The 12,453-nt window shown below is 40.5% G+C and carries 15 protein-coding genes; all 15 read left to right on the top strand.

Going from position 1 to position 12,453, the window contains the following annotated elements; genetic code table 11:
- Positions 1 to 30 precede the first annotated feature (30 nt).
- Complete coding sequence (gene atpB / locus DDV96_RS06770) at positions 31 to 1,122, top strand: F0F1 ATP synthase subunit A (protein ID WP_116694006.1); 1,092 nt, start codon at positions 31 to 33, stop codon at positions 1,120 to 1,122.
- A gap of 33 nt (positions 1,123 to 1,155) precedes the next feature.
- On the top strand, positions 1,156 to 1,347 hold the full coding sequence (gene atpE / locus DDV96_RS06765; protein ID WP_165805979.1) for an ATP synthase F0 subunit C: 192 nt from the start codon (positions 1,156 to 1,158) through the stop codon (positions 1,345 to 1,347).
- Between the two features lie 79 nt (positions 1,348 to 1,426).
- Positions 1,427 to 1,927, top strand: a complete 501-nt coding sequence (locus DDV96_RS06760) for a F0F1 ATP synthase subunit B (protein ID WP_116694004.1) — start codon at positions 1,427 to 1,429, stop codon at positions 1,925 to 1,927.
- A gap of 42 nt (positions 1,928 to 1,969) precedes the next feature.
- Entirely contained in the window at positions 1,970 to 2,503 is a 534-nt protein-coding gene (gene atpH / locus DDV96_RS06755) for an ATP synthase F1 subunit delta (RefSeq protein WP_116694003.1), read from the top strand.
- 103 nt (positions 2,504 to 2,606) lie between these two features.
- Positions 2,607 to 4,187 (top strand): F0F1 ATP synthase subunit alpha, encoded by a 1,581-nt coding sequence (gene atpA, locus DDV96_RS06750; protein ID WP_116694002.1) that lies wholly within the window; start codon positions 2,607 to 2,609, stop codon positions 4,185 to 4,187.
- Between the two features lie 23 nt (positions 4,188 to 4,210).
- The gene (locus DDV96_RS06745; RefSeq protein ID WP_116694001.1) at positions 4,211 to 4,555 is read left to right on the top strand and encodes a four helix bundle protein; all 345 of its coding nucleotides are present in this window, start codon (positions 4,211 to 4,213) and stop codon (positions 4,553 to 4,555) included.
- Positions 4,556 to 4,602: 47 nt separating this feature from the next.
- On the top strand, positions 4,603 to 5,475 hold the full coding sequence (gene atpG, locus DDV96_RS06740; protein WP_116694000.1) for an ATP synthase F1 subunit gamma: 873 nt from the start codon (positions 4,603 to 4,605) through the stop codon (positions 5,473 to 5,475).
- Between the two features lie 124 nt (positions 5,476 to 5,599).
- A complete protein-coding gene (locus DDV96_RS06735; RefSeq protein WP_116693999.1) occupies positions 5,600 to 6,139 on the top strand; it encodes an outer membrane beta-barrel protein in 540 nt (179 codons plus the stop codon).
- A 105-nt stretch (positions 6,140 to 6,244) separates the two neighbouring features.
- On the top strand, positions 6,245 to 6,763 hold the full coding sequence (locus tag DDV96_RS06730; protein WP_133240822.1) for a hypothetical protein: 519 nt from the start codon (positions 6,245 to 6,247) through the stop codon (positions 6,761 to 6,763).
- A 252-nt stretch (positions 6,764 to 7,015) separates the two neighbouring features.
- Positions 7,016 to 8,476, top strand: a complete 1,461-nt coding sequence (locus DDV96_RS06725) for a lipopolysaccharide biosynthesis protein (RefSeq protein WP_116693997.1) — start codon at positions 7,016 to 7,018, stop codon at positions 8,474 to 8,476.
- 109 nt (positions 8,477 to 8,585) lie between these two features.
- Positions 8,586 to 9,575: a porphobilinogen synthase gene (gene hemB / locus DDV96_RS06720; protein WP_116693996.1), complete on the top strand. Its 990-nt coding sequence runs from the start codon at positions 8,586 to 8,588 to the stop codon at positions 9,573 to 9,575.
- Positions 9,576 to 9,680: 105 nt separating this feature from the next.
- On the top strand, positions 9,681 to 10,040 hold the full coding sequence (locus DDV96_RS06715; protein WP_133240821.1) for a hypothetical protein: 360 nt from the start codon (positions 9,681 to 9,683) through the stop codon (positions 10,038 to 10,040).
- 125 nt (positions 10,041 to 10,165) lie between these two features.
- A complete protein-coding gene (locus DDV96_RS06710) occupies positions 10,166 to 10,624 on the top strand; it encodes a hypothetical protein (RefSeq protein WP_116693994.1) in 459 nt (152 codons plus the stop codon).
- A 131-nt stretch (positions 10,625 to 10,755) separates the two neighbouring features.
- On the top strand, positions 10,756 to 11,898 hold the full coding sequence (locus DDV96_RS06705) for a CNNM domain-containing protein (RefSeq protein ID WP_116693993.1): 1,143 nt from the start codon (positions 10,756 to 10,758) through the stop codon (positions 11,896 to 11,898).
- On the top strand, positions 11,895 to 12,380 hold the full coding sequence (locus DDV96_RS06700) for a methylated-DNA--[protein]-cysteine S-methyltransferase (protein ID WP_116693992.1): 486 nt from the start codon (positions 11,895 to 11,897) through the stop codon (positions 12,378 to 12,380). The genes DDV96_RS06705 and DDV96_RS06700 overlap by 4 nt, the downstream gene beginning before the upstream one ends.
- Positions 12,381 to 12,453 lie beyond the last annotated feature (73 nt).

Below are 12,453 nucleotides of genomic sequence, written 5' to 3'. Positions count from 1 at the left end.
CGATTTTAAGGACATCACTATTTGTGTATTATGCAAAAGCCATTTATAGTTAAGATTTTATTTTCAGCAGTTGTTTTATTGAGTCTAACTGTTGCCCAAGCTCAAGAACCTCAAGAAAGCCCAGAATCAAAGGCGTTGACTGAGTATGAAGATACAGAGCAAACTTCCAAAATAAAAGAGTTTATAGACCATCACCTGTTGGATTCGTATTATTTTACCTTCTTTTCAGATAAAGAAGAAGGGGAGTATTATGGGTTTCCGTTGCCGGTGATCCTGTTCGATGATGGTATAAAGGTGTTCTCCTCATCAAAATTCAATCACGGCAATACCGTGGCCGAAGTAGATGGCGAACATTATAAATTGTACCATTCAAAAATATATAAAACCAATGCTGCAGGCGATATAAACTACGACGATGAAGGCCACGCCACCAACGAAAAACCCTTGGATTTTTCCATCACCAAAAACGTGGTGACCATGGTGCTGGTCTCTATTTTAATGTTTTTCATGTTCCGCGCGTTGGCTACTTCCTATAAGAAAAACAATGGGATACCAACCGGCATAGGGCGCTTTCTTGAACCGCTCGTATTATTTGTAAGAGACGAGATCGCCATTCCCAACATAGGAGAAAAAAATTACAGAAAATACATGAGTTACCTGTTGACCGTGTTTTTCTTTGTTTGGTTTTTAAATTTATTGGGGATGACCCCATTGGGCGTAAATGTCACTGGTAACATTGCCGTTACCTTTGGCCTTGCCTTGATTACCTTTTTAATTACGCATTTTACAGCCAATAAAAATTACTGGGCCCACATATTTTGGATGCCCGGCGTACCTAAGTTAATGCGAATAGTCTTGGCCCCAATTGAATTGCTCGGGGTATTTATCAAGCCGTTCTCGTTAATGATCCGTCTGTATGCAAACATGACCGCGGGCCACGTCGTGTTGATGAGCATCATTGCATTGATGTTTATCTTCAAAAACTGGATAGGAAGTTCGCTTTCTTTTGGTTTGGCCTTTGCACTGGCTATATTGGAGCTATTGGTCGCAGCCTTGCAGGCATATATATTTACCATGTTGTCGGCGCTGTACTTTGGTATGGCAAATGAGGAATCGCACTAATTTTTAAACGTTTAATTTTTAATTATATATATTATGGAAATCCCAGAAATTGTAGGAGCAGGTTTAATTGTAATCGGAGCTGCGCTTGGTATCGGTAGAATCGGTGGTCAAGCTATGGAAGCGATTGCACGACAGCCAGAAGCTTCTGGTAAAATTCAAACAGCGATGCTTATTGCAGCGGCGCTTATTGAAGGTATTGGATTTGCTGCACTGTTTGCAGCTTAAACTAAACGCACAGTGGCTGCAACGGTTGGTTGTAGCTACTGTGTTATTAAAAATTAAATTTTTTCTGAAATTTTAGATAATGGAAAAACTGATAGAACAATTTTCGTTTGGCCTCTTTTTTTGGCAACTGCTCATTTTTGTGATATTGATAATTGTCCTCAAAAAATTTGCTTGGAAACCTATATTAAAGGCCGTTAACGACCGGGAAGAAGGCATAAAACAGGCTTTGGATTCGGCCGAAAAAGCCAAATTGGAAATGGCCAACTTGCAGGCAGACAATGAGAAGCTGCTTCAAGAAGCCAGAAACGAGCGTGATGCGATGATGAAAGAAGCACGGGAGATCAAAACCAAAATGATCGCCGATGCCAAAGAAGAAGCGCAGGCCGAAGCCGACAAGATGATAAAGCAAGCCCAAACGGCAATTGAAAGCGAGAAGAAAGCTGCAATGGCCGAACTGAAAAGCCACGTAGCCGAACTTTCAGTCGAAATAGCCGAAAAAGTAGTGCGCAAAGAACTGTCCACCAAAAACGAGCAATTGGAATTGGTCGATGATATGTTGGCAGACGCAAAATTGAACTAATTAAAGTATAACCTAAAGATACCCGCAACTGCGGGCAATACTATGAGCAGAGCAGCCATACGATACGCCAAAGCGGCCTTGCAATTAGCAGGCGAGAACAGCACCGAAAACGTGTTGTTTGGTGATATGCAGTCTATTCAGGAAACCCTTGAAGAGAGCAAAGAACTGCGTAATATGTTGAGCAGCCCCATCATTAAAGCCGAAGACAAAAAACAAGTGCTGTTGAAAGTTTTCAGTGGGCAAGACGATGTTACCAAAAACCTGATAGCTCTCTTGGTTGCAAACCAGCGCACAGCGTTGTTGGGCAATGTCGCAAAAAGCTATATTGAGCTGTACAACAAAGAACAAGGATTGCAGGTTGCAAAAGTGACCACCGCAGTACCCTTATCTCCAGAATTGGAAAAAAAGGTACTGGAAAAAGTAAAAGAAATGACCGGTAGCGATAAAGTTACCGTTAAAAATACGATTGATGAGTCGATCATTGGAGGATTTATTCTTCGTGTGGGCGACCTTCAATACAACGCGAGTATCGCAAACAAATTAAACAGATTAAAAAGAGCCTTTACGCTCAACTAAAACAAGTATAGTAAACCCGTAAATTTTGTGGGTCAAGTATAAAAGAGTTCAGTTTTATAGATGTTTTAAATCTAATTTCTGAAATCTAAAATCTAAAATCAAAATGGCAGAAGTAAAACCAGCTGAAGTTTCAGCAATTTTAAAGGAACAACTTTCAGGTTTTGAAGCATCGGCTTCACTGGACGAAGTAGGAACTGTTTTAACCGTAGGTGATGGTATTGCTCGTATTTACGGGCTTTCAAATGCGCAGTACGGAGAATTGGTAGAATTTGAAGACGGTCTGGAAGGCATCGTTTTGAACCTTGAAGAAGATAACGTAGGGGTGGTATTGTTGGGCCCTTCAAAAGAAATCAGCGAAGGTTCTACTGTTAAGCGAACGCAACGTATTGCTTCTATTAACGTTGGCGAAGGCATTGTAGGCCGTGTGGTCAACACCCTTGGTCAGCCCATCGACGGAAAAGGCCCTATTGAAGGGGAAACCTACGAAATGCCGTTGGAACGTAAGGCGCCTGGTGTTATTTACCGTGAGCCGGTAACCGAACCCTTGCAAACGGGTATTAAATCTATTGATGCGATGATCCCGGTAGGCCGTGGACAACGTGAATTGGTGATTGGTGACCGTCAAACAGGGAAGTCTACCGTTACGATCGATACCATTTTGAACCAAAAAGAATTTTACGATGCGGGTGAGTCGGTTTATTGTATTTATGTTGCCGTTGGACAAAAAGCTTCTACCGTTGCCAATATAGCACAAGTACTGGAAGATGCCGGTGCGATGGCTTATACAACAATCGTTGCCGCCAATGCATCAGACCCTGCACCTATGCAGGTTTATGCACCTTTCGCAGGTGCGGCGATTGGCGAGTATTTCCGTGATACGGGCCGTCCTGCCTTGATTATTTATGATGATTTGTCAAAACAAGCCGTTGCATACCGTGAGGTATCGTTATTACTTCGTCGTCCACCGGGGCGTGAAGCATACCCTGGGGATGTTTTCTTCTTGCACTCAAGATTATTGGAGCGTTCGGCAAAAGTAATCGATGACGATAAAATTGCCAGCGAAATGAACGACCTTCCCGAGGTGTTAAAACCAATGGTTAAAGGTGGTGGGTCGTTAACTGCATTGCCTATTATTGAAACACAAGCGGGTGACGTTTCAGCATATATCCCAACCAACGTAATTTCGATTACCGATGGACAGATTTTCTTGGATGGTGATTTATTTAACTCAGGTGTCCGTCCTGCAATTAACGTAGGTATTTCGGTATCGCGTGTGGGTGGTAATGCACAGATTAAATCGATGAAAAAAGTTGCCGGTACCCTAAAACTGGATCAAGCGGCTTTCCGTGAATTGGAAGCGTTTGCCAAGTTCGGTTCAGACCTTGATGCAGCTACCAAAAACGTTATCGAGAAAGGAAAGCGTAACGTAGAAATATTGAAACAACCGGAAAATACGCCTTATACAGTTGAAGATCAAATCGCGATTATTTATGCAGGCTCTAAAAACCTGTTGCGCGATGTTCCTGTAGAAAAAGTAAAAGAGTTTGAAAGAGACTATCTTGAGTTGCTTAACGCAAAACACAGAGATGCATTAGATACGTTGAAATCTGGTAAGCTAACCGATGAGGTGACCGATACCTTAACGGCCGTGGCAAAAGACCTTTCAGCGAAATATAAAAAGTAATTCAGAATTCAGAATTCAGAATTATGGGGTACATAGAAAGAAACAATGCCGTAGTTGACAAATCTTTCTATTTTGCCTGTAAAATAGTTCTGTATTCTGAGAAACTGAAAGCAAAGCGTTATTTTGAAATAGGAAGTCAGTTGTTAAAAGCTGGAACCAGTATTGGAGCCAATGTGAGGGAATCACAGCGTGCTGTCAGTACGAAAGATTTCAAAAACAAGCTGGGAATAGCTTTAAAAGAAGCAGATGAAACGTCGTACTGGCTTGATATTATTGAAGAAACACAATTATCTGAAGTGCCAAAAGGATTTCGTGAAGATTGTGAAGAATTGATGAAACTTTTGGTAACGATAATTAAAAATTCATAATTCAGTAATTTGTCATAATTCTGAATTCATAATTCATAATTGTAAAAATGGCTAATTTAAAAGAAATACGAAGTAGAATCACCTCTGTTGGGTCAACCATGCAGATCACCAGTGCCATGAAAATGGTATCGGCTGCAAAGTTGAAAAAAGCACAGGATGCCATCACGGCGATGCGGCCGTATGCCGATAAACTAACCGAGTTGCTTCAAAATTTAAGTGCAACCCTGGATGACGATACTGGAAGTAAATTTTCAGAACAGCGCGAAGTCAACAAGGTGTTGGTGGTAGCGATCACGTCTAACCGTGGTTTGGCAGGTGCATTTAACAGTAATATCATCAAAGGTTCAAAACGTATCGCTTCAGATCAATATGCTGGCAAACAGGTAGATTACCTTACCATTGGAAAAAAAGGAAACGATATTTTAAAGAAGACTGAAACTGTTATTACCAATAACAATGAAGTTTTTGATGATCTAACCTTTGATAATGTTTCTGAAATTGCTGAAATGTTAATGCAAAAATTTGCCGATGGAGAATACGATAAAATTGTATTGGTCTATAACAAATTTAAAAATGCAGCGACTCAAATTGTGATGAATGAGCAGTTCCTACCTATTCTTCCACCTGAAGTTGATGAGGCTGAAGCACAAAAAGCAACACCAAACTATATTTTCGAGCCCAATAAAGAAGATATTGTTGAAGAACTGATTCCGAAAAGCTTGAAAACACAATTATTTAAAGCGATTCGCGATAGTGTAGCTAGTGAACACGGTGCCCGAATGACAGCCATGCACAAAGCCACAGATAACGCAAAAGACCTTCGCGATGACCTTACGTTGCAATACAACAAAGCACGGCAAGCATCCATTACCAACGAAATTTTAGAAATTGTTGGTGGTGCCGAAGCCTTGGCGGGATAAAATATAATACCTACTTAGTGCAAAAAAGTCTTCCGTTTCTTTCGGAAGGCTTTTTTTGTTTATGCCATTTTCTAATAGTGGAATATTATTTGATAGTTTTGAGAAAACAACTAATCCAACTCTTATGAAATCTCAAAAACTACTCACTTCTTTCCTGTTTTTCATTGCTTTTACTTCAGCGTATTCACAATATGAAAAAGGCGATATTTCCCTTTCCATCCAAGGCGCTCCGTTTATTACACAAGACGGCCCGGACGATTTAGGATTGATGGGATTGGTAACAGCTGAGTTTTTCATTCTTCCTAAACTTTCCGCAGGTATCAGTTTTTTTACCACCAACAATACGGTTTTAAAAAACGATAGCGGAACGACCATCCATTCGTATGGCGTAGTCCCATCGATGCAATATTATGTGTTCAATAAAAACAAGTTCAATGCGTTCGCCCAAATAGGTTACGGCTATGGATTTGAGGACCTGACCCGCGGATATGTTGAAAACAGTGCGTTGACGGTCTTTAACGTAGGGATTGGCAGCAATTATAATTTTTCTGAACATTGGATGGTAAAACTCACCATTCCATATTTTAAAGCACATAATGTAACAGTGGATGCAACAGCGGCAGATGGGGCAACGGTATTTATTGGTTTTGGCTATAAGTTATAAATATATCCAGAAAGGTTTTCAGAATCTGGTAGGCAAAAACAAAAGACCAATTGCCAATACCAAAAGAAAACAGTAAATTACCTACCGAAAAACAAGGCACACAACATGATGAAACCAATAAAAAACATACTGCTTCTCGCAACCACTTCGTTTATCTTCTTTAGTTTTTCAAACTGTGGCAGCAGCCAAACGAATTCCTATAAACTTACCCAGAACGCTCCGTTTAGTATTGATGATGTCTTTTACCAAGATTGGGTTGCCGGTGTTAAAGAAGGTGGTTCTGGAACGAACGTGCACATCACTTTTAAAAATATGGAGGAAGATGTGGTGATCGACAGTATTTTCTTCAGAAACAAATCCGAAAAAGCAAAAAATTCCCCTCAAGCGAAAAAGCATTACATTGGTTATTTTAAAAATAAAACAAACCGTGATATTGTGATGGACAGCGATCCAAGAAAAGAAGCGCAGAACACCCCGCCAGAACCATTTCCTTTCAATTTAGCAGACAACGAAGCCGTTGTGAGTTATGAGCAAAACGGAAGCACGGAATATTTTAAGATAACCGATATCCGTAAAAAAGAAATGCTTGCGTATCCACAGAGCAACACAACGTCAGATAATTAAATTTAATAAATCTGCTGTGTTAAAACCTCACAGGTCTTCAGGACCTGTGAGGTTTATTTTTACTTTATTCCTGTTATTTTAAGTTAAGGAATTAACCAAAAAACTTAACTTATAAAGTTTTTAGTTAAGGTTCTAGTATAAAAACTTAAATAGTGGATAGTATATTTAACCATAACAGGTCAGCTAATTTATCTTTTCAAAACCAGTGTGTTGCTATAATTTCAATACTTTTACGCTTCAAAACAGAATAGATTGAGCGTTTTTAAAAAACTATTTAAGCAAACTTTTGTTTACGGACTGGCCACCGTCCTTCCAAGGGCCTTGGCAATCGTTTTGGTCCCTTTATATGTTTCGGTGTTAGGAACGGAACAATACGGGATTTACGCATCGCTAATGGCGTTTTTAATTTTGGGGAACGTCTTGCTTTCCTACGGAATGGAAACCGCTTTTTTTCGGTTTGTCAATAAGCATGCAGACCAAAAAAACCAAGTCCAATCCACCGCTTTGACCTCGCTTACCGTTTCCACGGTTTTGTTTTTGACCGTTACCTTGCTTTTTGATGATGCGTTGGCAACATTTTTAGAGTTTAAAGCCGAATATGTTACCTACGGCCTACTGATTCTGGCATTGGATGCCTTAGCGGTTTTGCCTTTTGTTTGGTACCGTGCCAACGAAAAACCGATGAAATATGCCGTCATTAAAATCTTTAACGTTTGCGTCAATTTAGGGTTTAACCTTTTTTTCTTTCTGGTGCTTCCCGGTTGGGCCGAAAACAGTCCCGATTCGTTCTGGAGCGCAATGTATTCCGAGGAAAATAAAGTGGCTTATGTATTTATCGCCAATTTAATCGCCAGTGCCATTACCTTGGCGGTGCTGCTTCCGTTGTACATTAAAATAGGCTTTGGTTTTAGTAAAACCATTTGGAAAGGTATGTTTAAATACGCTTTCCCGGTTCTCGTTGCGGGCATTGCTTTCTCCATAAACGAAGCCTTCGATAAAATTTTGCTGAAATACCTATTACCAGAAAACATCGCCGAAGCCGAAGTTGGCGTCTATGCCGCTTGTTATAAATTAGGCGTTTTTATGACGCTTTTCGCCACTGCCTTCCGTTTGGGGATTGAGCCGTTTTTTTTCAATCATGCGCAAAGTAAAAATGCGAAACAGACCTATGCGACCATTACCAAATATTTCTCCATTTTTGGAAGCATCATTCTGCTATTTGTTATTGTCTATATCGATGTTTTTAAACGCATTTTAATCCCGAAGTCTGAATATTGGGAAGCGCTTTCCGTCGTCCCACTTATTTTATTGGCAAACCTGTTTTTGGGTATTTACCATAACCTGTCCGTTTGGTACAAAGTGACCGACCGCACCAAGTTTGGCGCGTATATTTCGGTTTTTGGGGCCTTGATTACTTTAGGGGTAAACTTTGCGTTAATCCCGATAATTAGTTATCAAGGTTCGGCCATTGCGACCTTGGCGGCCTACGGAAGTATGATGGTGCTTTCGTATTATTTTGGGCAACGCAAATATGCTGTTCCCTACGATGTAAAACGAATAGGAGGCTACGTATTGCTTGCAACTGGTTTTTCGGTGCTTTCCTTCTATGTATTTAAAGGCGATTTGCTCATTGGTACTGCCTTATTATTGGTATTTTTGCTCTTGATTTTCTTTTCTGAAAGAAGGGAAATTAGCAACATTCTTAAACGGTAACTATAGCTGCCAAACATACTGAAATAATATAGTTTAATAACTTGAGTCCAACTGAAAAACTCGTGAACTCAAAACTCATAACTCAAAACTCAAAACTCATAACTTGAATATGTATCCATTACGAAGAAACCGTCGATTACGAACCACCGAAGCCATTAGAAGTTTAGTACGGGAAACCACCCTTTCTCCAAATGATTTTTTGGTGCCACTCTTTGTAGTGGAAGGAAAAGGCGTAAAAGAAGAAATCGCTTCGATGCCCAATTATTACCGATACAGCCTGGATTTATTGGCAAAAGAAGTAAAAGAACTATGGAGCTTAGGGCTGAAATCGGTTTTGCTTTTTGTAAAAGTACCCGAAAACCTAAAAGACAATAGCGGGACCGAAGCTTTGAATGCCGAAGGGTTAATGCAACGCGCCATTAAAACCGTAAAAGATGCGGTGCCAGAAATGCTCGTAATGACCGATGTAGCCTTGGACCCCTATTCCATTTTTGGTCATGATGGGATTGTTTCCGAAGGGAAAATATTGAATGATGATTCTTCCGCCGTGCTCGCCGAAATGGCCTTATCGCACGCCAAAGCAGGAGCAGATTTTGTGGCGCCCAGCGATATGATGGACGGCCGTATTTTTGAAATGCGGACACTATTAGAGGATGAAGGTTTTCACGATACAGGAATTATGAGTTACAGTGCCAAATACGCTTCTGCGTTTTATGGGCCGTTCCGCGATGCGTTGGATTCTGCTCCAGTGGACGAAAAAGACGTGCCTAAAAATAAAAGCTCCTATCAAATGGATTACGCCAACCGCGAAGAGGCCATTAAAGAAACACTAATGGACATTGAAGAAGGCGCCGACATTGTCATGGTAAAACCGGGATTGTGCTATTTGGATATTGTTCGCGACATCCGCAATGCGGTCAATGTACCGGTTGCCGTGTATCAGGTAAGCGGTGAATATGCCATGATCAAAGCCGCCGCAGAAAAAGGTTGGCTAGACCATGATGCCGTTGTGTTGGAACAAATTACCGCCATAAAAAGAGCCGGTGCAAGCTTGATAGCAAGCTATTTTGCTAAGGATGTGGTAAAATTAATCAGTTAACATATCCTGCAAGGTTTTCAAAACCTTGCAGGTATAAAACCAAGACCATCTAAATTTTAATACAATTTTAGAACAACGAATTCAATTTGTGCATACCTTTGCTTTGTGAAACCATTTAAAACGCATATCGCTAACTTCTTTTTGGTGCTCAGCCTCTTTTTGGTTTCGGGCCAAACGTTTGCTGCTCCTAACACACAGGTTGCAACAAACAGTACAAATAGCACAAGTTATAGCGTTGAAAATTCTTCCAAACAACAGTTTTTTGAAGAGGTTGCAGAAATAACGGTTTCCTATGAACAAACGGATGAACCTGTTTATCCGCTCCCTCTTTTTTATACTAAAGCTGCTGCAAATGATGCGGTAGCGTATTACATTCCGTCTGTAACAGCGGCAACGTCATTGCACTTTAGGGATGTAAAAAAACAACTGGAACAGCAGTTGTTCCCTTTCCATTTTTTTTGGTGAACGTTTCTTTTTCTGAAACGATACTAAGCCAGGCTAATTAATTGTAATTAGTTCAGGCAATGCGTGTTTAGTTCTTTTCACACACGTCTTATTTCACTGAAAATCAATTCAAAAATTTAAAAAAAATGGAAACAAGTTCCACCCTCATTGGGCTCTTCATATTGCTATTGTTCATGGGGCCTATTTTATTCGTAATCATAAAAAGCAGTACAACTGAAAAAAGATTAAAAAAAAGCTTACAACGCCTGTCTACCCAAAACGGGGTATCAATAAACACTTCCGAAGTGATTGGCAACACCCTCATCGGTCTGGACGAGAATGTTCATAAATTGGTGTTTTCGTACAAAAACAAACTGGCAGACACCTTTAAAACGGTCGATTTAAACACTGTTAAGGAGTGTCGCGTCGCCACCTTTAAAGAGCGCAAACAACCGTTGTCGCGCGTAGCTTTGGAGCTGAAAAGCCCTTCGGCCACAGACGAGATTGTTTTCTACCAAGAACAAGATGATTCGATCGTCACCGATGCCGAAGTTTGTTTAAACCGCGCCAATTATTGGGAAAAAATTATTAAACAGCAATTGTAGTTAAGTTAGTAGTGATTGATTAGTTGTTTTGGAAAAGGGGGCGTAAATGCCTCCTTTTTTTGCTTATTAACATTACCTTGTAAAAAAATCGACATTTAATTTTTATTTTAGTCAAAATTTATCTTTAAGGAATGACATTACTAATCCTGTATGCGGTACTTTCTATTTTCTTCTCGTTTTTATGTTCCATTTTAGAGGCGGCATTGTTGAGCTTTACCCCTACGTACATAAAAATGAAAAAAAACGAAGGGAAAGCCTACGCCTTGACTTTGGCCAATTTTAAGAAAGACATCGATAAACCGCTCATTGCCATTTTAACCCTCAATACCATTGCCCACACGGTTGGTGCGATTTTGGTGGGTAATCAAGCAGGAATTATCGCCGTAGAAGGCGGATACAGCATGTCTTTTTTAGGAATCAACTTTGTAGGTTTGATATCGGCCATTATGACGATTTTAATTTTATTGGTTTCTGAAATAGTACCCAAAACCATTGGTGCCACCTACTGGAAATCCCTCGGGAACTTTACCGCCAAGTTTTTAAAGATTATCATATTTCCGCTTAAATACACCGGCATTTTATGGCTATTGATGCTTACCACGCGCTTAATCGGGAAATCAGCACACGTGAGTACGATGAGCCGCGAAGAATTCATTGCCATAACCGATGCTGCGGAAGAAGAAGGTGTTTTTGAAGAAAACGAAACCACCGTGATCAAAAACCTATTGGTATTTAAATCGGTCAAGGCGAAAGACGTGATGACGCCTTTTCCCGTGGTGACCTTGGAAAACGAGAACATGTCGCTGAAAGAATTTCACTCCAATCATAAAAACCTGCGCTTTTCCAGAATTCCGGTCTATCGTGAAAAAACACATAACATAACCGGTTTTGTGTTGCGGGACGATATTTTGGAGCAAATCGTGGAAGAACACGGGGAAATGCAATTGCAGGAACTCAAACGCGATATTTTTGTGGTCGATGCCGATAAACCCATACCCGATTTGTTTGAAACGTTCATTAAACAACGCGTGCATATCGCTTCGGTAGTAGATGAATTTGGGAATACCATTGGCGTGGTCACCATGGAAGACATCATCGAAACCCTTCTAGGCCTTGAAATCATGGACGAAAGCGATGCTATCGAGGATATGCAAGTGCAAGCCCGAAAAAACTGGGAACGCCGCGCCAAACGCATGGGCATTGAGCTGAACGACATTCCTGATAAAAACTACAAGCAAGACCAAGGCAAGACCAAAGACCAAGACCCCTCGTGAAAACCGCTTATGTAAACACCCCAATAGGCTGGATGGAACTGATAGGCGATGCTTCGGGTTTGGCTTCTGCGATGTTTATTGATGACGAGAAGGTTTCAAAAACAGCTATTTCAGAAACGCTTCCCGATTCCCTTCAAAAAACTATGGAGCAACTCACCGAATATTTTGAAGGCTCCAGGCAAACGTTTAATATCCCATTAAACCCCAACGGAACGAAATTTCAGAAAAAAGTGTGGCAACAGTTACAGTCCATTCCTTTTGGCAAAACCACGAGTTACCAAAAAATGGCCAATGCCTTGGGCGACCCAAAAGTGATTCGTGCTGCGGCTTCGGCCAATGGCAAAAACCCGATATCCATTATTATTCCCTGTCATCGTGTTATTGGCAGTGATGGCTCATTAACGGGATATGCAGGTGGCCTGCATCGTAAAAAGTGGCTGTTGCAACACGAAAGCCCCGTTAAGCAAGGGGAGTTGTTTTAAATTAAGTAAGTTGAAAACAGTCTAAATAGTACCATTTTTTCATTTATATTTGGGAATAACCAAATTTAATTTC

Origin of the sequence: Marixanthomonas spongiae (assembly GCF_003095375.1) — a bacterium.
Taxonomy (GTDB): Bacteria; Bacteroidota; Bacteroidia; order Flavobacteriales; family Flavobacteriaceae; genus Marixanthomonas; species Marixanthomonas spongiae.
The sequence above is the reverse complement of the archived record's forward strand: the minus strand, read 5'-3'. Positions and strand labels throughout refer to the sequence as shown.

What these genes read in the sequence shown, in the direction of transcription:
- atpB (WP_116694006.1), top strand. Translation starts at nt 31, where the DNA reads ATGCAAAAGCCATTTATAGTTAAGATTTTATTTTCAGCAGTTGTTTTA.
- atpE (WP_165805979.1), top strand. Translation starts at nt 1,156, where the DNA reads ATGGAAATCCCAGAAATTGTAGGAGCAGGTTTAATTGTAATCGGAGCT.
- DDV96_RS06760 (WP_116694004.1), top strand. Translation starts at nt 1,427, where the DNA reads ATGGAAAAACTGATAGAACAATTTTCGTTTGGCCTCTTTTTTTGGCAA.
- atpH (WP_116694003.1), top strand. Translation starts at nt 1,970, where the DNA reads ATGAGCAGAGCAGCCATACGATACGCCAAAGCGGCCTTGCAATTAGCA.
- atpA (WP_116694002.1), top strand. Translation starts at nt 2,607, where the DNA reads ATGGCAGAAGTAAAACCAGCTGAAGTTTCAGCAATTTTAAAGGAACAA.
- DDV96_RS06745 (WP_116694001.1), top strand. Translation starts at nt 4,211, where the DNA reads ATGGGGTACATAGAAAGAAACAATGCCGTAGTTGACAAATCTTTCTAT.
- atpG (WP_116694000.1), top strand. Translation starts at nt 4,603, where the DNA reads ATGGCTAATTTAAAAGAAATACGAAGTAGAATCACCTCTGTTGGGTCA.
- DDV96_RS06735 (WP_116693999.1), top strand. Translation starts at nt 5,600, where the DNA reads ATGAAATCTCAAAAACTACTCACTTCTTTCCTGTTTTTCATTGCTTTT.
- DDV96_RS06730 (WP_133240822.1), top strand. Translation starts at nt 6,245, where the DNA reads ATGATGAAACCAATAAAAAACATACTGCTTCTCGCAACCACTTCGTTT.
- hemB (WP_116693996.1), top strand. Translation starts at nt 8,586, where the DNA reads ATGTATCCATTACGAAGAAACCGTCGATTACGAACCACCGAAGCCATT.
- DDV96_RS06710 (WP_116693994.1), top strand. Translation starts at nt 10,166, where the DNA reads ATGGAAACAAGTTCCACCCTCATTGGGCTCTTCATATTGCTATTGTTC.
- DDV96_RS06705 (WP_116693993.1), top strand. Translation starts at nt 10,756, where the DNA reads ATGACATTACTAATCCTGTATGCGGTACTTTCTATTTTCTTCTCGTTT.